The sequence below is a fragment of the Pseudomonas sp. NFACC51 genome, assembly GCF_900103575.1.
Lineage (GTDB): Bacteria > Pseudomonadota > Gammaproteobacteria > Pseudomonadales > Pseudomonadaceae > Aquipseudomonas > Aquipseudomonas fluorescens_Q.
On the sequence record NZ_FMXH01000007.1, the window covers coordinates 143,226 to 168,643 of the forward strand.

Genomic DNA, 25,418 nt, shown 5'->3' on the forward strand with positions numbered 1-25,418 from the left:
AAAAAAAAGCCCCGAACCAGTCGGGGCTTCAGATCGTCGGCTTTGCGGTTAGTTTTTATCCGGTCCGCAAGGGCCGCTTACTCGAGGCAAGCGTGTGAATCAGTGGAACTGTTCTTCTTCGGTGGAGCCGGTCAGTGCGGTCACCGACGAAGTGCCGCCCTGGATCACGGTGGTCATGTCGTCGAAGTAGCCGGTGCCCACTTCCTGTTGGTGAGCCACGAAGGTGTAGCCCTTGGCGGCGTCAGCGAACTCTTGCTCTTGCAGCTTCACGTAGGCGGTCATGTCGTTGCGGGCGTAGTCGTGCGCCAGGTTGAACATGCTGTGCCACATGTTGTGGATGCCGGCCAGGGTGATGAACTGGTGCTTGTAGCCCATGGCGGACAGTTCGCGCTGGAACTTGGCGATGGTCGCGTCGTCCAGGTTCTTCTTCCAGTTGAAGGAAGGCGAGCAGTTGTACGACAGGATCTGGTCCGGGTATTCCTTCTTGATCGCTTCGGCGAAGCGACGGGCTTCGTCCAGGTCCGGCTTGGCGGTTTCGCACCAGATCAGGTCGGCGTACGGCGCATAGGCCAGGCCGCGGGCGATGGCCTGGTCGAGGCCGGCGCGCACCTTGTAGAAGCCTTCCTGGGTGCGGGTACCGGTTACGAACGGCTGGTCGTACGGGTCGCAGTCGGAGGTCAGCAGGTCAGCGGCGTTGGCGTCGGTACGGGCCAGGATGATGGTCGGTACCCCGGCAACGTCGGCAGCCAGGCGGGCAGCGGTCAGCTTCTGCACGGCTTCCTGGGTTGGAACCAGCACCTTGCCGCCCATGTGGCCGCATTTCTTCACCGAGGCCAGTTGGTCTTCGAAGTGAACGCCGGCGGCGCCAGCCTCGATCATGCTCTTCATCAGCTCGTAGGCGTTCAGGACGCCACCGAAACCGGCTTCAGCGTCAGCCACGATCGGCGCGAAGTAGTCGATGTAGCCTTCGTCGCCCGGGTTCTTGCCGGCTTTCCACTGGATCTGGTCGGCGCGACGGAACGAGTTGTTGATGCGCTTGACCACGGTTGGAACCGAATCCACCGGGTACAGCGACTGGTCGGGGTACATCGACTCGGCGGAGTTGTTGTCCGCGGCCACTTGCCAGCCCGACAGGTAGATCGCCTGGATGCCGGCCTTGACTTGCTGCACAGCCTGGCCGCCGGTCAGGGCGCCCATGCAGTTGACGAAATCTTTCTCGGGACGGAAGGCTGGCTTGGCGCCCTGGGTCACCAGGTTCCAGAGCTTCTCGGCGCCCATTTTCGCAAGGGTGTGCTCAGGTTGAACCGAGCCACGCAGACGGACGACGTCAGCAGCGGAATAATTGCGCTTCACGCCTTTCCAGCGCGGGTTTTCAGCCCAGTCTTTTTCAAGGGCTGCAATTTGCTGTTCGCGTGTCAGTGCCATGGAGATAAACCTCGTCGCATAGGTCTTGGTGGAAAATTCCTGCTCCTGCCGACCAGGGGTTGGCGTACAAGTCGGTTCAGGCGGGGAGGCGACGGGATGAACGATGGGCTCGAGGGGAAAGTGAGCAGGTAGGGGCGAACTGCGGGCGCATTCGGGCGTCGTGGGCCTCCATACGAACTCAGAGTGATGCCGGGTTACCTAGTTACGCTTCCGTCCCTCGGGACAACTTCGTTCCAGTCGCAACCTCGTCAAACACACCTTGTGGGCGGTACAGACACGAATCGGCTCGCAGGGTAGTTGCAAGCGTCGACCCGAAGGCCCTTGCCAGGGCCCCTGATTAGCGGGAGCGAGGCCATCATGCCTTCGGTTTTTTTGCTCGTCAAACGTTTTGTAGTGCTTTTTTTATGGCACTACATCTTTGGTCTAATACGACTCATCAGTCAGTTTTTGGTGCTTCAGTTCAGGGTATCGACCTTGACCCGCAAAATCATGTCGTCGCGGCCGTGGGTCGAGTAGCTGCGGGTCAGGCCCTGTTTGTCGGCTTGAGTCTGGCGATTGACGCCGGCCAGGGTGATCCATTCGCCCAGGCGGCCACTGACGGTTGTGTCGGTACTCTGAACGTTCACTACATCGGGACGCTCCTGGCTCATGCGGTCACGATTGGTGCTGATGCTCAGATGAACGGTCTCGCCGGTGACGCTGGCCGTGACATAAAAACCCTGGGTGACGTTGCGGTATTCAGTCTGGCTCTGCATGCGGCCGTAGTTGTCGGTCTGGTTGCTAGTGAATGGCACGCTCTGGCCGACCTGGATCAGCGCCGGCTGGCCTTCACTGGCCTGCACCTGCTGCACGCCGCCTTCGCGGCTGGCGGTGCTGCGGTTGATGATGCGGTTCTGGCTGGGGGCGGCGCCGTTGATCGAGTAACCCTGGTCGCCCTGCAGGTTGTTTTCGTTGGTGTCGACCGTGATCAGCAGGCGCTTGGGGGCGGTGTCCAATTGGGCGAGGAATTGCCGCAGTTCTTCGATCTTGCCGGGCTCGGCGTTGACGATCAGCTGGTTGCCGTAGGCGCTGACCTGGCCGTCCTTGCCGATGAAGTTCTGTGCCACCGGCAGCAGGTCGGCGCTGGTGCGGTAGTTCAGCGGCACGATTTGCGTGTCGGCCATGACCGACAGGCTGCAACCGAGCAGCAGGGTAACCAGGAAGGTGCGTAGAGGCATGTCCATTTCTCCGCGAGACAAAGGCTTGATATTGCCAGTTTGTCGGCCTGGGGTGGGGCAAGTTGAATGGTAGACGGCAAAACGCCCCGGCATCGGGGATGACGGGGCATTTTGGGTGTTGTGTGATGCCCTTGTGTGGCGAGGGAGCTTGCTCCCGCTGGGCTGCGCAGCAGCCCTGTTTTTAGGGCCGCTTCGCGACCCAGCGGGAGCAAGCTCCCTCGCCACAAAGGCCATCATCTTGCTGGTAGGCGGGGGTTCAAGCCGAATGCCGCACCATGTCCACATGCGGAATCCCGGCTTCCAGGAACTCCTCGCTGACCACCGCAAACCCCAGCCGCTCGTAGAACGGCGTGGCGTGCACCTGGGCGCTGAGCATCTGTTGCTGGAGCCCACGCTTCTCGGCTTCGGCGATCACGGCGTGCATCAGCGCATCGCCCACCTTCAGGCCGCGCCAGTCCTTGAGGACCGAGACACGGCCGATATGGCCATCGGTCAACAGGCGGGCGGTGCCGATGGGAAAGTCACCTTCAAACGCCAGAAAATGCACCGCGCCCTGGTCGTCGGCATCCCATTCCAACTCAGGAGGAACGGACTGCTCGGCAATGAACACGGTCTCACGAATGCGCCGGATCTCGGCGTTATCCTTTTGCCAGTCTGCGACACGAACGTGAATTTTATTCATCGGCGAACCCCAGGCTGCCTTGCTTGACCAGCTCGCAAACCAGGCCGCGACCGTCTTCGTCGGCCAACCACGGACCGAGGTTCTCGATGTGCAGGGCGTCGGCGGCGCAGATCATTTTCAGCAGCTCGCGCAGCTTGCCTGGCAGGTAACGGCTCTGGCCGCTGGCGAACAGCAGCAGGTCGTCATCGACTTCCGACCAGGCCAGGCGCGCGCTCGGGTTGCGAATGATCACAGCGCCTTGTTCCAGGCTGGCCAGCAGGTCGTCTTCTTCCAGTTCCGGGCCTACCACCAGTTCCGGGTAACGCGGCTCGGTCATGAACTGGCCGAACCAGGTCAGCAGCAGGCGTTCGTCGCTCATGTGCTCGGCCAGCAAGCCCTTGAGGCGGTCGAGGGCGTCCTGCTGGATCTGATGCGGGTCGGCCACCGGGCGCGCATCGGCGTCGGTGTAGCGTTCTTCGTCCGGCAGGAACTGGCTGAGGAAGTCGGTGAAATGGGTCAGCACTTCGGCGGCGCTCGGTGCGCGGAAACCCACCGAGTAGGTCATGCAGTCGTCCACGGCCACGCCACAGTGCGCCAGGCGCGGCGGCAGGTAGAGCATGTCGCCTGGTTCCAGGGTCCACTCATCAGTGGCTTCGAATTCAGCGAGGATGCGCAGGTCGGCGTGCTGCAGCAGCGGGCTTTCGGAGTCGCACATCTGGCCGATCTTCCAGTTGCGCTGGCCATGGCCCTGCAGCAGGAACACGTCATAGTTATCGAAATGCGGACCCACGCTGCCACCCGGTGCGGCGAAGCTGATCATCACATCGTCGATGCGCCAGCTCGGCAGGAAGCGGAAGTTCTCCAGCAGCTCGCTGACTTCCGGTACGAACTGATCGACCGCCTGTACCAGCAGGGTCCACTCGCGCTCTGGCAGCTTGCTGAATTCGTCTTCGGCGAACGGGCCGCGACGCAATTCCCAAGGGCGTTCGCCGTGTTCGATCACCAGGCGCGATTCGACTTCTTCTTCCAGGGCCAGGCCGGCCAGTTCATCGGCATCGATCGGGCTTTGGAAGTCAGGAATTGCCTGACGGATCAGCAGGGGTTTTTTCTGCCAGTAGTCGCGCAGGAACTCCCGTGCCGTGATGCCGCCCAGGAGTTGCAGAGGAATATCAGGATTCATGTGTAACCTATTGAAAAAATATACTTTTCAGACGCGAATAAAAACGCCCGGCGCGGCCGGGCGTCTCAAAGGTAAAGCCGTGGATCAGATGCGCTTGGCTTGTGCCGCCGCGTTGCCGATGTAGCTGGCCGGCGTGAGCTTCTTCAGCTCCGCCTTGGCCTCGGCAGGCATGTCCAGGCCATCTATGAAAGTCTGCAACGCTTCAGGGCTGATGCCCTTGCCACGGGTCAGCTCTTTCAGCTTTTCATACGGGTTTTCGATGTTGTAGCGACGCATGACGGTCTGGATCGGCTCGGCGAGAACTTCCCAGCAGGCGTCCAGGTCGGCAGCGATTTTCTGCTCGTTCAGTTCCAGCTTGCTGATGCCCTTGAGGCTGGCTTCGTAGGCAATGACGCTGTGGGCAAAACCCACGCCCAGGTTGCGCAGCACGGTGGAGTCGGTCAGGTCGCGCTGCCAGCGGGAGATCGGCAGTTTGCTCGCCAGGTGCTGGAACAGTGCGTTGGCGATGCCTAGGTTGCCTTCGGAGTTTTCGAAGTCGATCGGGTTGACCTTGTGCGGCATGGTCGAGGAACCGATTTCGCCGGCGATGGTGCGCTGTTTGAAGTAACCCAGGGAAATGTAGCCCCAGATGTCGCGGTCGAAGTCGATCAGGATGGTGTTGAAGCGCGCGATCGCATCGAACAGCTCGGCGATGTAGTCATGCGGTTCGATCTGGGTGGTGTAGGGGTTGAAGCTCAGGCCCAGTTCGTCTTCGATGAAGGCGCGGGCGTTGGCTTCCCAGTCGATGTCCGGGTAGGCCGACAGGTGGGCGTTGTAGTTGCCCACGGCGCCGTTGATCTTGCCCAGCAACGGCACGGCGGCCACCTGGGCGATCTGGCGCTCCAGGCGGTAGACCACGTTCGCCAGTTCCTTGCCCAGGGTGGTCGGCGAAGCCGGTTGACCGTGGGTGCGCGACAGCATCGGCACGTCGGCGAAGCGGATCGCCAGTTCGCGGATGGCCTGGGCGGTCTGGCGCATCAGGGGCAGCATCACCTCATCACGGCCTTCGCGCAGCATCAGGGCGTGGGACAGGTTGTTGATGTCCTCGCTGGTGCAGGCGAAGTGGATGAACTCGCTGACGTTGGCCAGTTCCGGCAGCTTGGCCGCTTGCTCCTTGAGCAGGTATTCGATGGCCTTGACGTCGTGGTTGGTGGTGCGCTCGATCTCTTTGACGCGCTCGGCGTGCTCCAGCACAAAATTTTCTGCCAGGGTGTTCAGCACCGCGTTGGCTTCGGCGGAAAACGCCGGGACTTCGCTGATGGCAGGGTGGGCGGCCAGGCGCTGGAGCCAGCGCACTTCAACCAGGACGCGGGCACGGATCAGGCCGTACTCGCTGAAAATCGGGCGCAGGGCCTGGGTTTTGCCGGCGTAGCGGCCGTCAACAGGGGAAACCGCAGTGAGCGAAGAGAGCTGCATGGGGTGTTCTCGGACAGTCGGGCAACGAAATGGGGCGCGTATCATACATGAAATCTTGCGCCGGTCCGTCGCCAACTGACCGGCGTATTACGCGTAACGAGACACTATTTATTACTTGTGGCGAGGGAGCTTGCTCCCGCTGGGCTGCGTAGCAGCCCCTCTTGAGTCCGGGTTGCCCGGATTCAGGGCCGCTTCGCGCCCCAGCGGGAGCAAGCTCCCTCGCCACAAAAAAACGGGCTGAGGCGACTTATTCGTTGCGCATCAACGGGTAAAGCTCTTTAAGCAATTTGCGCCGGCTGACCACCAGTTGCCAGCGATGGCCGCCCAGCTGCCGCCACAACCGTGCCGAGCGGATACCGGCCAGCAACAGGGCGCGGATTTTCGAGGCATTGCTCGGTTGCTGCAGGTTGCGCATGTCGCCATGCACCTGGATGCGTTGGCGCAGGGTACTCAGGGTGTCCTGGTACAGCGCGCCGCAGGCCGCGACGACGTTTTCGTGGGACGGGCCGAAGTGCTCGACCTGGGACTGGATCTGCGGCAAGCGTTTGCCGATGGTCTCCAGTAGGTCGTCGCGCTTGGCCAGCTGGCGCTCAAGGCCCAGCATCGACAGGGCATAACGCAGCGGTTCGCGTTGCAGGGCGCTGGGATCGCGCTCCAGGGCGCCGATCAGTGCACGATAGCCTTCGCGCAGGTTCAAGTCGTCGCCGCCGTAGACTTCCAGGGTGTCCTTGGGGTCGCGAACCAGCAGGCTGCCGAGCATGCAGGCCACGCCCGCTTCGGTGGCCTGGCCGGTCTTGGCGATCCTGTCCACCAGCACGGCGGCAAGAAACACACCGCCCAATGCCGTCAGTTGTTCCTGGATGGGGCTCATGCCTTGCTGCTCCAGGGTTCTGCGACTTCGATCACGCCGCCGCCCAGGCAGATTTCGCCGTCATAGAACACCACGGACTGGCCGGGCGTGACCGCCCGCTGCGGGTCATCGAAGGTGGCTCGGTAGCCCGTGGCGGTTTTTTCCAGGGTGCAGGGCTGGTCGCTCTGGCGGTAGCGAACCTTGGCCGTCAGGCGGCGTGGTTCGCTGAGGTCGATCGGGTTGACCCAATAGATGTCGGAGGCGAGCAGGGCGCGGGAAAACAACCAGGGATGGTCGTTGCCTTGGCCGACGATCAGCTCATTGTGCTCCAGGTCCTTGACCAGCACGTACCACGGCTCTTCCCCGGCGTCCTTCAGGCCGCCGATGCCCAGGCCCTGGCGCTGGCCGATGGTGTGGTACATCAGGCCATGGTGGCGGCCGATGACTTCGCCTTCGGTCGTCTTGATCTCGCCCGGTTGGGCCGGCAGGTATTGCTTGAGGAAGTCGCTGAAACGGCGCTCACCGATAAAGCAGATCCCGGTGGAGTCTTTTTTCTTGGCGGTGGCGAGCTGGTGTTTTTCGGCGATCGCGCGCACTTCGGGCTTTTCCAGTTCGCCTACCGGGAACAGGGTCTTGGCGATCTGCTCGCCGCCGACGGCATGCAGGAAGTAACTCTGGTCCTTGTTCGGGTCCAGGCCCTTGAGCAATTCGGTGCGGCCGTCGATGTCGCGGCGGCGCACGTAGTGGCCGGTGGCAATCAGGTCGGCGCCGAGCATCATGGCGTAGTCGAGGAACGCCTTGAACTTGATTTCGCGGTTGCAGAGGATGTCCGGGTTCGGCGTGCGGCCGGCCTTGTATTCGGCCAGGAAGTGCTCGAACACGTTGTCCCAGTACTCGGCGGCGAAGTTGGCGGTGTGCAGCTTGATGCCGATCTTGTCGCACACCGCCTGGGCGTCCGCCAAGTCGTCCATGGCGGTGCAGTATTCGGTGCCGTCGTCTTCTTCCCAGTTCTTCATGAACAGGCCTTCCACCTCATAACCCTGCTCGATCAGCAGAAGGGCGGAAACGGAAGAGTCCACGCCGCCGGACATGCCGACAATGACGCGCTTCTTGGATGTGTCAGAAGGAGCTGGATCACGCATAGGAGTTCAATGAGTGTCTTGAAAAAGGACGCGATTCTATCAGGCCCGGGCGCACAAGGCTAAAGAGAAGGACGGATCAGCGTCAGACTGTGGCAGTGGCCGGCCAGATAATCGTCGATGCAGCGGATGATCAGCTCGCTGCGCCAGCGGTCGCGTTGCTCCAGCAGTTCGTCGCGGCTTAGCCATTTGGCGCCGAGGATACCGTCGTCCAGTTGATAGTCAGGGCGATGATTCAAGGTCTTGGCGGCGAAACAGACTCGCTGGTAGGTCACGCCGTTGCTGGGGGCGGTGTACAGGTAAATGCCCACCACGCTCGTGGGTTCGACGTCCCAGCCGGTTTCTTCCAGGGTTTCGCGCACGGCGGCTTCGATCAGTGTTTCGTCCGGGTCCAGGTGGCCGGCGGGCTGGTTGAGCACCGCGCGTCCACCCTTGGATTCTTCCACCATGAGGAAGCGACCGTTGTCTTCGACGATGGTGGCGACGGTGATGTGGGGTTGCCAGTTCATGGGAGTCCTTATCTTGAAATTGGAATGCAGGCCGCTGTGGGGCAGAGCTTGCTCGCAATAGCAACGGGTTGCTCGATACTAAACGAATGATGAATCGCCGTCCCGAGCAAACTCCCATGCAGGTGATTGAGTCCTCCTGTCAGTGGCTGGGATGTAAGTTCAATTGCCCTTCGGGGTTCTAAGCAAAGTATGCCTATCCTCACAGGGCGATGCATATTGCATTCGGATAGTATTTGTCGAGGTAAGGGAAGTCCCGTATGTCACAAAGTTTGCCTGCGCCTGTAAATGATTTTATTGTAATGGTCACCTGTTTTTTTGAAGTGTCGTGGTTGAATTCGATGACGGCAGTTGCGTCCGAAAACCCGTCTTCTATCGTCAGGTTCGTTACGCCAGGCGGATAGCTTTTGTCCGGTGTCAGGTAGAGGTCGGTAGACATCGTCCCTACGAGTTTGTCGATTTTGTGCATTTCTCCCGGTGGGTACTCTTGGTATACATCGCAGCCTGAAAGATAGAGCGTGACGTTACCTAAAGATGAAAATCTGTCCGTGGGGTTGATAACGACTTGTAAGACCTTTTCTTTCGGGGTAGTAAGCGCGGGGCTGGTTGAGGAATGTTTGATGACCTGGTCGTTGATTTGCACCTCGGGCCATTCGGCCTTATCTGTCTGTTGGTCGAATTTTTTACCGGGTATGTGCATTTCGAGCTGAATTAACCCTGGAAAGTCCTCGAAGACAATAGAGGGGGCTCTGACGCTTGCGCCAGGTGAGTTGGTTGAGTAGATAACTTGATTTCCGAATTTGTTTAAATTGAATGTGTATGTGGCATCTGGGCTTGTAAAGGTTAGTTGTTGTGTGGTGGGGGTGTAGTTGTATATCTGTCCAAAGCGATTGGGGCGGATGTCTGTAGAGCAGCGTATGGCGTAACGGTCGGGAAAATCCTCTATTTTAGGGTATTCAAAAGGCTCATCAGCGCCCTCTCTCCTAAATAGGGTGGGGGAGCCTCGCAGTTGTTGAAAGTCTAAATTTCCAATTGTGAAGGGTATTTGAGCGTTCATAATTGCTTGCGCAGTCTTTTTCATGGTGTATTTCCTCAGTTTATGAGTCTGGTAGTGAGTTTATAAGTGCGTATTTTTCGCTGAAAACTCAAACTATCCAAAAGGGTTGCTATCGCTACGTAGCCGATTTCAGCAATCCAGTTTTCGCTCACTTGAGGTCGATACACCTGCTGGCAATCAGAATGACGCCTGATCTGACTCTCTCTCGTTCTCTTGCCGAGACATCTCGCATCCACGAAGGTTGAAAAGGTGTAGGGGTCACACCGGTCGTTCAGCGCTCGCGGTTTACTTCATGCACCTTCAGTGAAGAGGGCGTACTTAGAACGATGCTTTTAAGGCTAGGCTGTCTGATTGTACTGTCAAGGTAAGCCTGGGCAGCCAATGGGGTGGGGCAAGATAGGTTGGGGAGCGCTTGGTATGCCTGGAAACACAAACCCCGGCACAAGGCCGGGGTTCGTGGTGTTCCCTTACAACCTTACACCAGCGCGGCAATCGCTGCGTTGAAGGTGTTGCTCGGGCGCATGGCCTTGCTGGTCAGCTCCGGGTTGGCGAAGTAGTAGCCGCCGATGTCCACGGGCTTGCCCTGGACGGCGTTGAGCTCGGCAACGATTTTTTCTTCGTTGTCGGTCAATGTCTTGGCCAGGGAAGCGAACTGAGCCTTGAGGGCTGCGTCGTCATCCTGGGCGGCCAGAGCCTGGGCCCAGAACAGGGTCAGGTAGAAGTGGCTGCCACGGTTGTCGATGCCGCCGACCTTGCGCGAAGGCGACTTGTTGCGGTCCAGGAACTCACCGGTAGCCTGGTCCAGGGTCTTGGCCAGCACCAGTGCTTTCGGGTTGTTGTAGGTCACGCCCAGGTGCTCGAGGGAAGCGGCCAGGGCCAGGAACTCGCCCAGGGAATCCCAGCGCAGGAAGTTTTCTTCCAGCAATTGCTGCACGTGCTTGGGGGCCGAGCCGCCAGCGCCGGTTTCGAACAGGCCACCGCCGTTCATCAGCGGCACGATCGACAGCATCTTGGCGCTGGTGCCCAGTTCCATGATCGGGAACAGGTCGGTCAGGTAGTCGCGCAGTACGTTGCCAGTCACCGAGATGGTGTCCTTGCCTTCGCGGGTGCGGGCCAGGGTGAACTTCATCGCGTCGACCGGCGCCATGATGCGGATGTCCAGTCCGGCAGTGTCGTAGTCCTTCAGGTAGGTCTGGACTTTCTCGATCACGACGCCGTCATGGGCGCGCATCGGGTCCAGCCAGAAGATTGCCGGCGTGTCGCTGGCGCGGGCACGGTTGACGGCCAGCTTGACCCAATCCTGGATCGGCGCGTCCTTGGTCTGGCACATGCGGAAGATGTCGCCAGCTTCGACGCTTTGCTCCAGCAGGGTGCGGCCGTTGCTGTCCGAAACACGGACCACGCCGTCGACCTTGATCTGGAAGGTCTTGTCGTGGGAGCCGTACTCTTCGGCTTTCTTGGCCATCAGGCCAACGTTCGGCACGCTGCCCATGGTGGTTGGGTCGAAGGCGCCGTGTTGCTTGCAGTCTTCGATCACCGCCTGGTAGATGGTGGCATAGCAGCGATCCGGGATCACGGCCTTGGTGTCGTGCAGTTGGCCGTCGGTGCCCCACATCTTGCCGGAGTCACGGATCATGGCCGGCATCGAGGCGTCGACGATGACGTCGCTCGGCACGTGCAGGTTGGTGATGCCTTTGTCGGAGTTGACCATCGCCAGGGATGGGCGCGCCGCGTAGACCGCCTGGATGTCGGCTTCGATCTGCGCCTGTTGCTCGGCCGGCAGGGCCTTGATGCGGGCGTACAGATCGCCGATGCCGTTGTTCAGGTTGAAGCCGATCTGCTCCAGCACTTGTGCGTGCTTGGCCAGGGCATCTTTATAGAACTCGGCAACGATCTGGCCGAACATGATCGGGTCGGAGACCTTCATCATGGTGGCCTTGAGGTGAACCGACAGCAGGACGCCTTTTTGCTTGGCGTCTTCGATTTCAGCGGCGATGAAGTCGCGCAGGGCGTTTTTGCTCATCACGGCGCAGTCGAGGATCTCACCGGCTTGTACGGTGGTTTTTTCTTTCAGGACAGTGGCAGTGCCGTCCTGGGCGATCAGCTCGATTTTCACGCTGCCCGCGGCGTCGATCAGGGCGGCTTTTTCGCTGCCGTAGAAATCGCCGGTGCTCATGTGGGCCACGTGGGATTTGGAGTCGGCTGCCCAGGCGCCCATCTTGTGCGGGTGCTTGCGGGCGTAGTTCTTGACCGACAGCGGTGCGCGGCGGTCGGAGTTGCCTTCGCGCAGGACCGGGTTCACGGCGCTGCCCTTGACCTTGTCGTAGCGGGCGCGAGCGTCTTTCTCGGCATCGGTGGTCACGGTTTCCGGATAGTCCGGCAGTGCGTAGCCCTGGGCCTGCAATTCCTTGATCGCGGCCTGCAGTTGCGGCACCGAGGCGCTGATGTTCGGCAGCTTGATGATGTTGGCTTCAGGCGTGACGGCCAGGTCGCCCAATTCGGCGAGGTGGTCGGCTACGGCTTTGTCACCCAGTTGCTCGGGGAAGCTGGCCAGGATGCGCCCTGCGAGGGAGATATCGCGGGTTTCCACGGCGATATCGGCCGAAGCGGTAAAGGCTTCGACGATCGGCAGCAGCGAATAGGTGGCGAGGGCGGGCGCTTCGTCGGTGAAGGTATAGATGATCTTCGAGCGGGTGGGCATATTCGGATTAACTCTCTTCTTTGCTAAAGCATGCGCAGAAACTCGAGGGCGCCGGGTAAGCGCGTTCGTTCAAAGTCATCCGTGAACCGAATGTCGAGGTTTCTTCGCGGTGATGTTGGGTGCATCAGTCGAGCGTCAAGCGGTTGGGCCGCGGTAACGGTCCGGCTTTTAAACTGGCGGAAAAGTCCTGTGATAGAGCGCTCAGCCAGCGTGACCCTGTGGTCAGCGGCGGCATTATACATAGGTAGCTGGCAATCTGCCGATGGTTCATAGACTTCCGTACACGTCCATTGGTCTAAACGTCGCAGTACCCAAGGAGCGGGCTATGCTCATGTTTGGCGCTTTTCCCTTGGTTTTCAGAGTTGTACACCGCGAACTGCAACGCTTTACCCCGGATGAGCCTAACGTAGGGTTTGCGTGCCGATTCAAGTGGGGTACGCTCGAACGCAGCCAGATGTTCAATCCAAGCAATGGAGTTCAGCATGGGGTATCAAAAGATTCAGGTTCCAGCCGTCGGTGACAAAATCACCGTCAATGCAGACCATTCTCTTAATGTTCCCGACAACCCGATCATCCCCTTCATCGAAGGCGACGGCATTGGCGTCGATATCAGTCCGGTCATGATCAAGGTTGTGGACGCTGCGGTTCAGAAGGCCTATGGCGGCAAGCGCAAGATTTCCTGGATGGAAGTCTATGCCGGTGAGAAAGCGACTCAAGTCTACGACCAGGACACCTGGCTGCCCCAGGAAACCCTGGACGCGGTCAAGGATTACGTGGTTTCCATCAAGGGTCCGCTGACCACGCCGGTGGGTGGTGGTATCCGTTCGCTGAACGTGGCCCTGCGCCAGCAGCTCGACCTGTACGTGTGCCTGCGTCCGGTGCGCTGGTTCGAAGGCGTGCCAAGCCCTGTCAAGAAGCCTGGCGACGTGGACATGACGATCTTCCGCGAGAACTCCGAGGACATCTACGCTGGCATCGAGTGGAAGGCCGGTTCGGCCGAAGCGACCAAGGTCATCAAGTTCCTGAAAGAAGAAATGGGTGTGACCAAGATCCGTTTCGACGAGGACTGCGGCATCGGCGTCAAGCCGGTTTCCAAGCAGGGCACCAAGCGCCTGGCCCGCAAGGCCTTGCAGTATGTTGTCGACAATGACCGCGACTCGCTGACCATCGTGCATAAAGGCAACATCATGAAGTTCACCGAAGGTGCCTTCAAGGAATGGGCCTACGAAGTGGCGGCCGAGGAGTTTGGCGCGACCTTGCTCGACGGCGGACCGTGGATGCAGTTCAAGAATCCGAAGACCGGCAAGAATGTCATCGTCAAGGACGCCATCGCCGATGCGATGTTGCAGCAGATCCTGCTGCGTCCGGCCGAATATGACGTGATCGCCACTCTGAACCTGAACGGTGACTACCTGTCCGACGCCCTGGCGGCGGAAGTGGGCGGTATCGGTATTGCGCCGGGCGCCAACCTGTCCGACACCGTGGCCATGTTCGAAGCCACCCACGGTACCGCGCCCAAGTATGCCGGAAAGGACCAGGTCAACCCGGGGTCGTTGATCCTGTCGGCGGAAATGATGCTGCGCCACATGGGTTGGACCGAAGCGGCCGACCTGATCATCAAGGGCACTAACGGCGCGATTTCGGCCAAGACCGTGACCTATGACTTCGAACGTCTGATGGAGGGCGCCAAGCTGGTGTCGTCCTCGGGCTTCGGCGATGCCCTGATCTCGCACATGTAAGCGGATCGGCGCTCAGCGCGAATGCCCGGCTCGAGTGATCGAGCCGGGCATTTTCATTTGTCCGGTGCAGCGACCGGTCAATGGGTCTCGGTGACCCTGACCTGGACAGGGGCGGGCTTTTCTTCGGCGGTGACAACCTTGATGTTGACCGCGTGCAGGCCCTTGGGTCCCTGGATGACGTCGAACGTCACAGGCTGTCCGGCCTTCAGGGTTTTATAGCCTTCCATGTTGATGGCCGAGTAATGGGCGAAAAGGTCTTCATCATCCCTGCCGGCCGCGATAATGAAACCGTAGCCCTTGGCATTGTTGAACCATTTCACCTTGCCATTCATCTTGACGACCGACATAACCCATTTCCCTCTGCAACGCACTCCATCACTGGAGTATCATCCAGTCCATCCGCAGGCTAATCTTGAAGTAAGGATAGATTCCACGGACCTTTTTAACCCACGATGGGCTCTATTGGTTGTAACACCGTTTTGCCGATAGTCAAGGTGGCCGGGTGGTCGTGGTTGAAATCGCCCACAAGCGCCCCCATCACTGTATTCGCCAACTAAACGAACCTTTCTTTCCATGCATGCAGTCAGCCAGATTCGACTAACATTCAATCAGGATCGCCCGGATCTACACGACGACGATTCCGCAGGCATTGCTGTTCAGGAGGCAAAGCCTGCATTACAGGCGCCACCGATGTACAAGGTGGTTTTGTTCAACGATGACTACACACCGATGGATTTCGTCGTCGAAGTGCTCGAGGTGTTTTTTAACCTGAATCGCGAGCTGGCGACCAAGGTCATGCTGGCCGTCCATACAGAGGGACGGGCAGTATGTGGAGTGTTTACCCGCGACATCGCCGAGACGAAGGCCATGCAGGTCAACCAATACGCCCGGGAAAGCCAGCATCCGCTACTCTGTGAAATCGAGAAGGACGGTTAACGCCGACCACTTGGGTATGAGGTGAAGCTATGTTAAACCGCGAGCTCGAAGTCACCCTCAATCTTGCCTTCAAGGAGGCTCGTTCGAAGCGTCATGAATTCATGACCGTCGAACACCTGCTGCTGGCCCTATTGGATAACGAGGCTGCCGCCACCGTTTTGCGTGCCTGCGGCGCGAACCTCGATAAACTCAAGCATGATCTGCAGGAGTTCATCGACTCCACCACGCCACTGATCCCCGTTCATGACGAGGATCGCGAAACCCAGCCAACCCTGGGCTTCCAGCGTGTCCTGCAGCGTGCTGTCTTCCATGTACAGAGCTCGGGCAAGCGTGAAGTCACCGGCGCCAACGTGCTGGTTGCCATCTTCAGCGAGCAGGAAAGCCAGGCGGTGTTCCTGCTCAAGCAGCAGAGCGTTGCGCGTATCGATGTCGTCAACTACATCGCCCATGGCATCTCCAAGGTGCCGGGGCATGGCGATCATTCCGAGGGTGAGCAGGATATGCAGGACGACGAGGGCGGTGAGTCTTCTTCTTCAGGCAACCCATTGGATGCCTATGCCAGCAACCTGAACGAACTGGCACGCCAGGGGCGCATTGACCCGCTGGTCGGGCGCGAAGCGGAAGTCGAGCGTGTTGCCCAGATCCTGGCTCGGCGTCGCAAGAACAACCCATTGCTGGTGGGCGAGGCGGGCGTGGGCAAGACCGCCATCGCCGAAGGCCTGGCCAAGCGCATCGTTGACGACCAGGTGCCGGACCTGCTGGCCAACAGCGTGGTGTATTCCCTCGACCTGGGTGCCTTGCTGGCCGGTACCAAGTACCGCGGTGACTTCGAGAAACGCTTCAAGGCGTTGCTCGGCGAGTTGAAAAAACGTCCGCAAGCGATCCTGTTCATCGACGAAATCCACACCATTATTGGTGCCGGGGCGGCGTCGGGTGGGGTCATGGATGCGTCGAACCTGCTCAAGCCATTGCTGTCGTCGGGTGATATTCGTTGCATCGGCTCGACCACGTTCCAGGAATTTCGCGGGATCTTCGAGAAAGACCGGGCCCTGGCCCGGCGTTTCCAGAAGGTCGATGTGTCGGAGCCTTCGGTGGAGGACACCATTGGTATCCTGCGCGGCCTGAAAGGGCGTTTCGAGCTGCACCACAACATCGAATACAGCGATGAAGCCCTGCGCGCGGCGGCTGAGCTGGCCTCGCGTTACATCAACGACCGGCACATGCCGGACAAGGCCATCGACGTCATCGACGAGGCGGGTGCCTACCAGCGCCTGCAACCGTTGGAGAAGCGCGTCAAGCGCATCGAAGTGCCTCAGGTCGAGGACATCGTGGCGAAAATCGCGCGTATTCCGCCTAAGCACGTCACCAGTTCCGACAAGGAGTTGCTGCGTAACCTGGAGCGTGACCTGAAGCTGACGGTGTTCGGCCAGGATGCGGCCATCGACTCGCTGTCGACCGCCATCAAGCTGTCCCGCGCCGGTCTCAAATCGCCGGACAAGCCCGTGGGTTCGTTCCTGTTCGCCGGTCCTACCGGCGTCGGCAAGACTGAGGCCGCGCGGCAACTGGCCAAGGCAATGGGTATCGAGCTGGTTCGCTTCGACATGTCCGAGTACATGGAGCGCCACACCGTATCGCGTCTTATCGGTGCGCCTCCAGGCTATGTCGGTTTCGACCAGGGCGGCCTGCTGACCGAAGCCATCACCAAGCAGCCACACTGCGTATTGTTGCTCGACGAAATCGAGAAGGCGCATCCGGAAGTCTTCAACCTGCTCCTGCAGGTCATGGACCACGGCACGCTGACCGATAACAACGGGCGCAAGGCGGACTTCCGCAACGTGATCATCATCATGACCACGAACGCCGGTGCCGAAACTGCGGCTCGCGCTTCGATCGGTTTCACCCATCAGGACCACTCGTCCGATGCGATGGAAGTGATCAAGAAGAGCTTCACGCCTGAATTCCGCAACCGCCTGGATACCATTATCCAGTTTGGTCGCCTCAGCCATGAAGTCATCAAGAGCGTGGTGGACAAGTTCCTTACCGAACTTCAGGCGCAACTCGAAGACAAGCGTGTCTTGTTGGAAGTCACCGATGCGGCCCGCAGTTGGCTGGCAGAAGGTGGTTACGATGTGACGATGGGCGCGCGGCCGATGGCTCGCTTGATCCAGGACAAGATCAAGCGTCCGCTGGCCGAGGAAATCCTCTTTGGCGAACTGGCCGAGCATGGCGGTGTGGTGCACATCGACATCAAGGACGGCGAACTGACCTTCGACTTCGAAACCACGGCCGAAATGGCCTGATCGACCCGCAACAAAGCAAAAGGCGCCGAAAGGCGCCTTTTTGCTGTGTATGGGATCGTTCCCACGCTCCGCGTGGGAATGCCTCAACGGACGCTCCGCGTTCGGCTTTTGGGACGCAGAGCGTCCCTGGCTGCATTCCCACGCAGAGCGTGGGAATGATCCGCGTTGCGCGCAAACAAAAACGCCCGGCATCAGCCGGGCGTTTTGTATTGACTTGTTAGCGAGCGCGGTAAGTGATGCGCCCTTTGCTCAAGTCATAGGGCGTCAGCTCGACGCGCACTTTGTCACCGGTAAGAATACGAATGTAGTTCTTGCGCATCTTGCCGGAGATATGCGCGGTTACGACGTGCCCATTTTCCAACTCCACACGAAACATGGTGTTGGGCAGGGTGTCGACGACAGTGCCTTCCATTTCGAAGCTGTCTTCTTTCGACATGCAGTAAAGCCCTCGGTATCCAGTGAATGGCCCGGTGCAACTGCGCCAGGCAAAAGCGGCGTGCATTGTGCCCGAAAAAGGGGGGGCAAGCCAAGGGGTTCTAGCTTTATAAGCCGAAGGGGTTTAACTCAGGACAACCCACCGCTGGTTAATCAGCAGTTCAATGGGGCGATATTGGGTCTTGTAGTTCATTTTCTTGCAGTTCTTGATCCAGTAGCCCAGGTACACCGCTTCCAGGCCCAGGCGCCGGGCTTCGTTGATTTGCCAGAGGATGGCAAATCGTCCCAGGCTGCGCCGTTCTTCGTCCGGCTCGTAGAAGGTGTACACCGCCGAAAGTCCATTGGGCAGCAGGTCCGTGACGGCGATGGCGACCAGGCGCCCGTCCAGTCGGAACTCGTAGAAGCGGGAAAACGGCAGGTCACGCACCAGGAAGGTCGAGAACTGATCCCGACTGGGTGGGTACATGTCGCCATCGGCATGGCGTTGTTCGATGTAGCGCTGGTACAGGTCGAAATATTCTTCGGTGAACTGCGGCTTGGCCGGGCGGACCTGAAGATCGGCGTTGCGCTTGAAAATGCGTTTCTGCTGACGGTTGGGCAAAAATTGCGTCACAGGGATGCGCGCCGGGACGCAGGCGTTGCAATGCTGGCAATGGGGCCGGTAGAGGTGGTCGCCGCTACGACGAAAGCCCATTTCCGACAGGTCTGCGTAGACATGCACATCCATGGGCTGGCTGGGGTCGAGGAACAGCGTCGTGGCCTGCTCCTCCGGCAGATAACTGCAAGAGTGGGGCTGAGTGGCATAGAACTTCAAGCGCGCCAACTCGGTCATGATCAACCCTCGGATAAGCTTTTAGATTTAAGTGTAAGCCACGCGCGCGAATGTCGCTCAGCAAACCCAGGTTGCGTGGTTGGGTTGATCCAGATGGGCCTTGAGATAGCCAGCAAACTCAGTCCGTGGAATCGAGCGGGCGCCCAGGCTGTGCAGATGCTCGGTGGGCATCTGGCAGTCGATCAGCACGAAACCGGCGGCCTTGAGGTGTTGGACCAGCCTCGCGAAGCCGAATTTCGACGCATTGTCGGCTCGGCTGAACATCGACTCGCCAAAAAACAGCTGGCCCATGGCCAAGCCATACAGGCCGCCCACCAGCGCCCCTTGGTCCCACACTTCCACCGAATGGGCGAAACCGCGTCGGTGCAGTTCCAGATAGGCGGTTTGCATGGCGTCGGTGATCCAGGTGCCCTCGGCATAGTCCCGCGGCGCCGCGCAGGCCTGGATGACTGCGGCAAAATCCCGATCGAACGTCACTTCATAGCGCTGCTTGCGCAGCAGTTTGCCCAGGCTGCGGGAGATGTGCAGTTCGTCGGGAAACAGCACCGTGCGCGGATCTGGCGACCACCAGAGGATCGGCTGCCCCTCGGAAAACCATGGGAAGCAACCATGGCGATACGCCTGGACCAACCTGTCGGCGGATAGGTCGCCACCGGCGGCCAATAACCCGTTGGGGTCGCGCATGGCTTTTGCCAGGGGCGGGAACTCGAAGCTGTTGCGTTGTAACCAGGTCAGCATTGGTATCCGGCTTAGTAGAAGGGGAGGGCGGCTGGTGGCGGGCTTCGCCCATCCGCGAGCGCCCGCCTGGAAGGTTAACCGTCAAACGGCAGGGATGTCATCGAGATACTTCTCAGCGTCGAGTGCGGCCATGCAGCCGGCACCGGCGGAGGTAATTGCCTGGCGATAGACGTGGTCGGCCACATCGCCGGCGGCGAACACGCCCTCGATATCGGTTGCGGTGGCGTTGCCTTCGCTGCCGCCGCGTACGAACAGGTAGCCGTCACGCATCTTCAACTGGCCCTGGAATAGCTCGGTATTGGGTTTATGGCCGATAGCAATGAATACGCCGGCCAGGGGCAAGGTGCTGGTTTCGCCGGTCTCGCTGTGGCGCAGGCGCGCGCCAGTCACGCCGCTGGCGTCGCCCAGGACTTCATCCAGGTTCTGGTTCCAATGCAGCTTGATATTGCCGCTGGCGGCCTTTTCGAAGAGTTTGTCCTGCAGGATCTTCTCTGAACGCAGCTTGTCGCGACGGTGGATCAGGTGCACTTCCCTGGCGATGTTCGACAGGTACAAGGCTTCCTCGACCGCCGTGTTACCGCCGCCGACCACGGCCACCACCTGGTTTCGATAGAAAAAGCCATCGCAGGTTGCACAGGCTGAAACGCCTTTGCCGGCGAAGGTCTCTTCCGAGGGCAGGCCCAGGTATTGCGCGGAAGCGCCGGTGGCAATGATCAGCGCATCGCAGGTGTAGGTGCCGCTGTCGCCGATAAGCTCGAAGGGGCGCTGTTGCAACTTGGCGGTGTGAATATGGTCGTAGACGATCTGCGTGTCGAAGCGCTCGGCGTGCCGTTGCATGCGTTCCATCAGTACCGGGCCCGTCAGGCCTTCGACGTCGCCGGGCCAGTTGTCGACTTCCACCGTGGTGGTGAGCTGGCCACCGGCCTGCAGGCCGGTAATGACAACGGGTTTGAGGTTGGCGCGGGCAGCATAGACGGCAGCGCTGTACCCCGCAGGGCCCGAACCGAGAATGATCAGGCGTGAATGCTTCACTTCGCTCATAAAAAACACCTCATAAGCCTTTGTCACAAAAGAGAATGCATGGTCCAATTGGCGCGTGTATACCCTGTATTCGGCTATGCTGTCAGGCAATGCCTTGGCGCGGACAAAACCGTACAATGCTTGAGTTTTGAACGCAGGATGGGCTAAAGATCAAAATCTTCGGCAACGCCTGCGGTTTTCTGGATGCACCCCACAGTGGTAAAAGTAGTACCGGTTGTGCACATTCACTTTTTTACCTGCTCGTCGTGGGCAGTTTTTTATAGTCATTCAACAGATGGACGCGCCGTTGGCGCAGGAAAAGAAGCGTTTTGAAGAAATCCACCGCAGCACCCAAACCAGTCGTTCCGCTCTGGCGCCAGCAACTGCACTACCGGCTCAAGGAAGGTGCGTTGATCGCCATCGGCGCCCTGTGCCTGTTCCTGATGATGGCCCTGCTGACCTACGGCAAGGACGATCCGGGCTGGAGCCATAACAGCAAGATCGACGATGTGCAGAATTTCGGCGGTCCGGCCGGTTCCTACAGCGCCGACATCCTGTTCATGGTGCTGGGCTATTTCGCCTACATCTTCCCGTTGCTGCTGGCGATCAAGGCCTACCAGATCTTCCGCCAGCGCCACGAGCCGTGGCAGTGGAGCGGCTGGCTGTTCTCCTGGCGGCTGATCGGCCTGGTGTTCCTGGTGTTGTCGGGGGCCGCACTGGCCCATATCCATTTCCACGCGCCCACCGGCTTGCCGGCCGGGGCGGGCGGGGCGCTGGGGGAAAGCCTCGGCGACCTGGCCAGGAACGCCCTGAACATCCAGGGCAGTACGCTGCTGTTCATCGCCCTGTTCCTGTTCGGCCTGACGGTGTTCACCGACCTGTCGTGGTTCAAGGTCATGGACGTCACCGGCAAGATCACCCTCGACCTGATCGAGCTGATCCAGGGCGCCATGAACCGCTGGTGGGCGGCGCGCACCGAGCGCAAGCAACTGGTGGCGCAACTGCGTGAAGTCGACGACCGCGTCCACGACGTGGTAGCCCCGACGACGCCGGACAAACGCGAGCAGGCCAAGGTCAAGGAGCGCCTGATCGAGCGTGAGCAGGCGTTGAGCAAGCACATGTCCGAGCGCGAGAAACAGGTGCCGCCGGTTATCACCATGGCCCCGGCCAAGCCGCCCGAGCAAAGCAAGCGTGTCCAGAAGGAGAAGCAGGCGCCGCTGTTCGTCGACAGCGCGGTGGAAGGCACCTTGCCGCCGATCTCGATCCTGGACCCGGCCGAGAAGAAACAACTCAACTATTCCCCGGAATCCCTGGCGGCCGTCGGTCATTTGCTGGAGATCAAGCTCAAGGAGTTCGGCGTCGAGGTCTCGGTGGACTCGATCCACCCGGGGCCGGTCATCACCCGCTACGAAATCCAGCCGGCCGCCGGCGTGAAGGTCAGCCGCATCGCCAACCTCGCGAAGGACCTGGCGCGTTCCCTGGCCGTGACCAGCGTGCGGGTGGTGGAAGTGATTCCCGGCAAGACCACCGTGGGTATCGAGATTCCCAACGAAGACCGGCAGATCGTGCGCTTCTCTGAAGTGTTGTCGACGCCTGAGTACGACAACCACAAGTCGCCGGTCACCCTGGCCCTGGGTCACGACATCGGCGGCAAGCCGGTCATCACCGACCTGGCGAAAATGCCCCACCTGCTGGTGGCCGGTACCACCGGTTCCGGTAAGTCGGTGGGTGTGAACGCGATGATCCTGTCGATTCTGTTCAAATCCGGCCCCGAAGACGCCAAGCTGATCATGATCGACCCGAAAATGCTCGAGCTGTCCATCTATGAGGGCATCCCGCACTTGCTGTGCCCGGTGGTCACCGACATGAAGGACGCCGCCAACGCGCTGCGCTGGAGCGTCGCCGAGATGGAGCGCCGCTACAAGCTGATGGCGAAGATGGGCGTGCGCAACCTGTCGGGCTTCAACGCCAAGGTCAAGGAAGCCGAAGAGGCCGGCACGCCGTTGAGCGACCCGCTGTATCACCGCGAAAATATTCACGACGAAGCGCCATTGCTGCACAAGCTGCCGACCATCGTGGTGGTGGTGGACGAATTCGCCGACATGATGATGATCGTCGGCAAGAAGGTCGAAGAGCTGATCGCTCGTATTGCCCAGAAGGCCCGTGCGGCCGGTATCCACTTGATTCTCGCCACCCAGCGGCCGTCGGTGGACGTGATCACCGGCTTGATCAAGGCCAACATCCCGACCCGCATGGCGTTCCAGGTGTCGAGCAAGATCGACTCACGGACCATCATCGACCAGGGCGGCGCCGAGCAGTTGCTTGGTCACGGTGACATGCTCTACATGCCGCCGGGCACCAGCCTGCCGATTCGCGTGCATGGCGCGTTCGTCTCCGACGACGAAGTGCACCGCGTGGTGGAGGCCTGGAAACTGCGCGGTGCTCCTGAATACAACGACGACATTCTCAACGGTGTCGAAGAAGCCGGCAGCGGTTTCGAGGGCAGCAGCGGCGGCGGTGACGACGATGCTGAAACCGATGCGCTCTATGACGAAGCGGTGCAGTTCGTCCTGGAGAGCCGCCGGGCCTCGATTTCTGCCGTTCAGCGCAAGCTGAAGATTGGCTACAACCGCGCCGCCCGCATGATCGAAGCCATGGAAATGGCCGGGGTGGTGACGGCCATGAACACCAACGGCTCGCGCGAAGTACTGGCGCCGGGCCCGATGCGCGACTAATGACCCGGGCGGCCTGCTGACACGCCGCTCGCCCCCCACGACTTCATGAGGACTCCCATGCGCCTGATTCGCATGTTGCTGTTGCCCGTACTGGCCCTGACCACCTTGTCGGCCCACGCCGGCGAAAAGGATGTGGCCCGCCTGACCCAATTGCTGGGGGGCTCCCAGACCCTGACGGCACGTTTCTCCCAGTTGACCCTCGATGGCAGTGGTACCCAATTGCAGGAAACCGCCGGCGACATGGCCCTGCAGCGTCCAGGCCTGTTCTACTGGCACACCGATGCGCCAGCCGAACAACTGATGGTCTCCGATGGCAAGAAAGTCTCCCTGTGGGACCCGGACCTGGAACAGGTGACCATCAAGACCCTCGACCAGCGCCTGACCCAGACGCCGGCGTTGCTGCTCTCCGGCGACATCTCCGAGATCAGCCAGAGCTTCGAGATCACCTCCAAGGAGGCCGGGGGCGTGATTGACTTCACCCTCAAGCCCAAGACCAAGGACAGCCTGTTCGACAGCCTGCGCCTGTCGTTCCGTAACGGCCTGGTCAACGATATGCAACTGATCGACAGTGTCGGCCAGCGCACCAACATCCTGTTCACCGGGGTCAAGGCCAACGAGCCGATCGCCGCGTCCAAGTTCAAGTTCGACATCCCCAAGGGTGCCGATGTAATCCAGGAATAAACACTGGCCCCCTGTTGGAAATGGCCTGTGGGAAAAGGTCTGTGGGGGCCGATCTGCTCCGGCAGAGAGGATTGGCAACAGGACCCAGCGGAGGTTGTGTAAGTAGTGATGGACCTGTTTCGAAGCGCCCCGATTGCCCAGCCCTTGGCCGCCCGCCTGCGTGCGACCAACCTGGATGAGTACGTCGGCCAGGAACATGTGCTCGCCCGCGGCAAGCCTCTGCGCGAGGCCTTGGAGCAGGGTGCGTTGCACTCGATGATCTTCTGGGGCCCGCCGGGCGTGGGCAAGACCACCCTGGCGCGACTGCTGGCGGAAGTCTCGGATGCCCACTTCGAAACGGTGTCGGCGGTACTGGCCGGGGTCAAGGAAATCCGCCAGGCGGTGGAAGTGGCCAAGCAGCAGGCCGGGCAATACGGCAAGCGCACCATCCTGTTCGTCGACGAAGTCCACCGCTTCAACAAGTCTCAACAGGACGCGTTCCTGCCCTACGTCGAAGACGGCACGCTGATTTTCATCGGTGCGACCACCGAAAACCCTTCGTTCGAACTCAACAATGCCTTGCTGTCCCGGGCGCGGGTCTATGTGCTCAAGAGCCTCGACGAGGTGGCGATGCGCAAGCTGGTGCATCGGGCGCTGACCGAGGAGCGCGGCCTGGGCAAGCGGCATTTGAGCCTCAGCGATGAAGGCTTCCAGATCCTGTTTTCAGCCGCCGATGGCGATGGCCGACGCTTGCTCAACCTGCTGGAAAACGCCTCGGACCTGGCCGAAGACGACAGCGAGATTGGCGTCGAGCTGCTGCAAAGCCTGCTGGGCGATACCCGGCGTCGCTTCGACAAGGGCGGCGAGGCGTTCTACGACCAGATTTCGGCGCTGCACAAATCCATCCGTGGTTCCAACCCCGATGCGGCCTTGTACTGGTTTGCGCGCATGATCGACGGCGGCTGCGATCCGCTGTACCTGGCGCGGCGCGTGGTGCGCATGGCCAGCGAAGACATCGGTAATGCCGACCCGCGGGCCCTGAGCCTGTGCCTGGCAGCCTGGGATGTGCAGGAGCGCCTCGGCAGCCCGGAAGGCGAGCTCGCCGTGGCCCAGGCCATTACCTACCTGGCCTGCGCGCCGAAAAGCAACGCCGTCTACATGGGCTTCAAGGCCGCGATGCGCAGCGCTACCGAGCACGGCTCCCTCGAGGTGCCGCTGCACCTGCGCAACGCGCCGACCAAGCTCATGAAGCAGTTGGGCTACGGCGAAGAATACCGTTACGCCCACGATGAGCCGGACGCCTATGCTGCCGGTGAAGACTATTTTCCCGACGAATTCGAACCCCAGCGGTTCTACCAGCCGGTGCCCCGGGGCCTGGAGCTGAAGATCGGCGAGAAGCTCAACCACTTGGCCCAACTGGACCGCTTGAGTCCACGGCAGCGGAGAAAACCTTGATTCCCTTGATCCTTGCAGTCTCCGCTGGCGGTGTTGCCGGCACCTTGGCACGGTTCGCCACCAGCAATTGGGTCAGCGCAAATTGGCCGCGGCACTTCTATACCGCGACGCTGGCCGTTAATATCGTGGGCTGTCTGCTGATCGGCGTCCTGTACGGCCTGTTTTTGATTCGCCCGGAAGTGCCTGTCGAAGTGCGTGCCGGGCTCATCGTCGGCTTCCTTGGCGGCCTGACGACCTTTTCATCCTTTTCACTGGATACGGTGCGCCTGCTGGAAAGCGGGCAGGTGCCGCTGGCCCTGGGCTACGCGGCCATCAGCGTATTCGGCGGGCTGCTCGCCACCTGGGCCGGCCTGTCCCTGACCAAACTTATCTAACGA

At 60.3% G+C, this 25,418-nt stretch carries 22 protein-coding genes; 7 read left to right on the forward strand and 15 right to left on the reverse strand.

What is annotated here, in order from left to right; genetic code table 11:
- Window positions 1–99: 99 nt before the first annotated feature.
- The 10 genes from aceA to BLT00_RS15885 form a co-directional block, all read right to left on the reverse strand.
- Window positions 100–1,425: an isocitrate lyase gene (gene aceA, locus BLT00_RS15840; RefSeq protein WP_063320477.1), complete on the reverse strand. Its 1,326-nt coding sequence runs from the start codon at window positions 1,423–1,425 to the stop codon at window positions 100–102.
- A 455-nt stretch (window positions 1,426–1,880) separates the two neighbouring features.
- Window positions 1,881–2,642, reverse strand: coding sequence for a secretin N-terminal domain-containing protein (locus tag BLT00_RS15845; RefSeq protein ID WP_092144472.1), 762 nt, complete (start codon window positions 2,640–2,642; stop codon window positions 1,881–1,883).
- Between the two features lie 256 nt (window positions 2,643–2,898).
- Window positions 2,899–3,324, reverse strand: a complete 426-nt coding sequence (locus BLT00_RS15850) for a GNAT family N-acetyltransferase (RefSeq protein ID WP_092144474.1) — start codon at window positions 3,322–3,324, stop codon at window positions 2,899–2,901.
- Entirely contained in the window at window positions 3,317–4,483 is a 1,167-nt protein-coding gene (locus BLT00_RS15855; RefSeq protein WP_003203358.1) for a ribosomal protein uL16 3-hydroxylase, read from the reverse strand. The genes BLT00_RS15850 and BLT00_RS15855 overlap by 8 nt, the downstream gene beginning before the upstream one ends.
- An 84-nt stretch (window positions 4,484–4,567) precedes the next feature.
- Complete coding sequence (purB, locus tag BLT00_RS15860; RefSeq protein ID WP_092144476.1) at window positions 4,568–5,938, reverse strand: adenylosuccinate lyase; 1,371 nt, start codon at window positions 5,936–5,938, stop codon at window positions 4,568–4,570.
- 247 nt (window positions 5,939–6,185) lie between these two features.
- Window positions 6,186–6,809 (reverse strand): high frequency lysogenization protein HflD, encoded by a 624-nt coding sequence (hflD, locus tag BLT00_RS15865; protein ID WP_072339625.1) that lies wholly within the window; start codon window positions 6,807–6,809, stop codon window positions 6,186–6,188.
- Window positions 6,806–7,930, reverse strand: a complete 1,125-nt coding sequence (gene mnmA / locus BLT00_RS15870) for a tRNA 2-thiouridine(34) synthase MnmA (RefSeq protein ID WP_057450008.1) — start codon at window positions 7,928–7,930, stop codon at window positions 6,806–6,808. The genes hflD and mnmA overlap by 4 nt, the downstream gene beginning before the upstream one ends.
- 59 nt (window positions 7,931–7,989) lie before the next feature.
- Window positions 7,990–8,436: an NUDIX hydrolase gene (locus BLT00_RS15875; RefSeq protein WP_092144478.1), complete on the reverse strand. Its 447-nt coding sequence runs from the start codon at window positions 8,434–8,436 to the stop codon at window positions 7,990–7,992.
- Between the two features lie 199 nt (window positions 8,437–8,635).
- Entirely contained in the window at window positions 8,636–9,514 is an 879-nt protein-coding gene (locus BLT00_RS15880; RefSeq protein ID WP_092144480.1) for a hypothetical protein, read from the reverse strand.
- A 451-nt stretch (window positions 9,515–9,965) separates the two neighbouring features.
- Window positions 9,966–12,191 carry an NADP-dependent isocitrate dehydrogenase gene (locus BLT00_RS15885; protein WP_072339621.1) on the reverse strand — a complete coding sequence of 742 codons (2,226 nt, stop codon included), beginning with the start codon at window positions 12,189–12,191 and terminating at the stop codon, window positions 9,966–9,968.
- 482 nt (window positions 12,192–12,673) lie between these two features.
- Between BLT00_RS15885 and icd the strand changes: the two genes are divergently transcribed.
- A complete protein-coding gene (icd, locus tag BLT00_RS15895) occupies window positions 12,674–13,930 on the forward strand; it encodes an NADP-dependent isocitrate dehydrogenase (protein ID WP_063320485.1) in 1,257 nt (418 codons plus the stop codon).
- Between the two features lie 77 nt (window positions 13,931–14,007).
- Here icd and BLT00_RS15900 read toward each other — a convergent pair whose 3' ends face one another.
- Window positions 14,008–14,277 (reverse strand): cold shock domain-containing protein, encoded by a 270-nt coding sequence (locus BLT00_RS15900; RefSeq protein ID WP_092144484.1) that lies wholly within the window; start codon window positions 14,275–14,277, stop codon window positions 14,008–14,010.
- 226 nt (window positions 14,278–14,503) lie between these two features.
- Between BLT00_RS15900 and clpS the strand changes: the two genes are divergently transcribed.
- Window positions 14,504–14,866, forward strand: coding sequence for an ATP-dependent Clp protease adapter ClpS (gene clpS, locus BLT00_RS15905; protein WP_003180089.1), 363 nt, complete (start codon window positions 14,504–14,506; stop codon window positions 14,864–14,866).
- A gap of 29 nt (window positions 14,867–14,895) precedes the next feature.
- Complete coding sequence (clpA, locus tag BLT00_RS15910; RefSeq protein ID WP_063320487.1) at window positions 14,896–17,166, forward strand: ATP-dependent Clp protease ATP-binding subunit ClpA; 2,271 nt, start codon at window positions 14,896–14,898, stop codon at window positions 17,164–17,166.
- Between the two features lie 217 nt (window positions 17,167–17,383).
- Here clpA and infA read toward each other — a convergent pair whose 3' ends face one another.
- The 4 genes from infA to trxB all read right to left on the reverse strand — a co-directional run bounded on the left by infA (window position 17,384) and on the right by trxB (window position 20,212).
- Window positions 17,384–17,602 carry a translation initiation factor IF-1 gene (gene infA / locus BLT00_RS15915; RefSeq protein WP_002553999.1) on the reverse strand — a complete coding sequence of 73 codons (219 nt, stop codon included), beginning with the start codon at window positions 17,600–17,602 and terminating at the stop codon, window positions 17,384–17,386.
- 123 nt (window positions 17,603–17,725) lie between these two features.
- Window positions 17,726–18,433 (reverse strand): arginyltransferase, encoded by a 708-nt coding sequence (locus tag BLT00_RS15920; protein ID WP_063320488.1) that lies wholly within the window; start codon window positions 18,431–18,433, stop codon window positions 17,726–17,728.
- A gap of 57 nt (window positions 18,434–18,490) precedes the next feature.
- Window positions 18,491–19,171: a leucyl/phenylalanyl-tRNA--protein transferase gene (aat, locus tag BLT00_RS15925; RefSeq protein WP_092144486.1), complete on the reverse strand. Its 681-nt coding sequence runs from the start codon at window positions 19,169–19,171 to the stop codon at window positions 18,491–18,493.
- Window positions 19,172–19,252: 81 nt separating this feature from the next.
- Window positions 19,253–20,212 (reverse strand): thioredoxin-disulfide reductase, encoded by a 960-nt coding sequence (gene trxB, locus BLT00_RS15930; RefSeq protein ID WP_063320490.1) that lies wholly within the window; start codon window positions 20,210–20,212, stop codon window positions 19,253–19,255.
- 308 nt (window positions 20,213–20,520) lie between these two features.
- Here trxB and BLT00_RS15935 point away from each other — a divergent pair, with 308 nt between their 5' ends.
- The 4 genes from BLT00_RS15935 to crcB all read left to right on the forward strand — a co-directional run bounded on the left by BLT00_RS15935 (window position 20,521) and on the right by crcB (window position 25,415).
- Entirely contained in the window at window positions 20,521–22,926 is a 2,406-nt protein-coding gene (locus BLT00_RS15935; RefSeq protein WP_063320491.1) for a DNA translocase FtsK, read from the forward strand.
- A 57-nt stretch (window positions 22,927–22,983) separates the two neighbouring features.
- Window positions 22,984–23,607, forward strand: a complete 624-nt coding sequence (gene lolA, locus BLT00_RS15940) for an outer membrane lipoprotein periplasmic chaperone LolA (RefSeq protein WP_063320492.1) — start codon at window positions 22,984–22,986, stop codon at window positions 23,605–23,607.
- Between the two features lie 108 nt (window positions 23,608–23,715).
- A complete protein-coding gene (locus BLT00_RS15945; RefSeq protein WP_092144489.1) occupies window positions 23,716–25,041 on the forward strand; it encodes a replication-associated recombination protein A in 1,326 nt (441 codons plus the stop codon).
- The gene (crcB, locus tag BLT00_RS15950) at window positions 25,038–25,415 is read left to right on the forward strand and encodes a fluoride efflux transporter CrcB (protein WP_063320494.1); all 378 of its coding nucleotides are present in this window, start codon (window positions 25,038–25,040) and stop codon (window positions 25,413–25,415) included. Before BLT00_RS15945 ends, crcB begins: the two co-directional genes overlap by 4 nt.
- The last annotated feature ends 3 nt before the right edge of the window (window positions 25,416–25,418 follow it).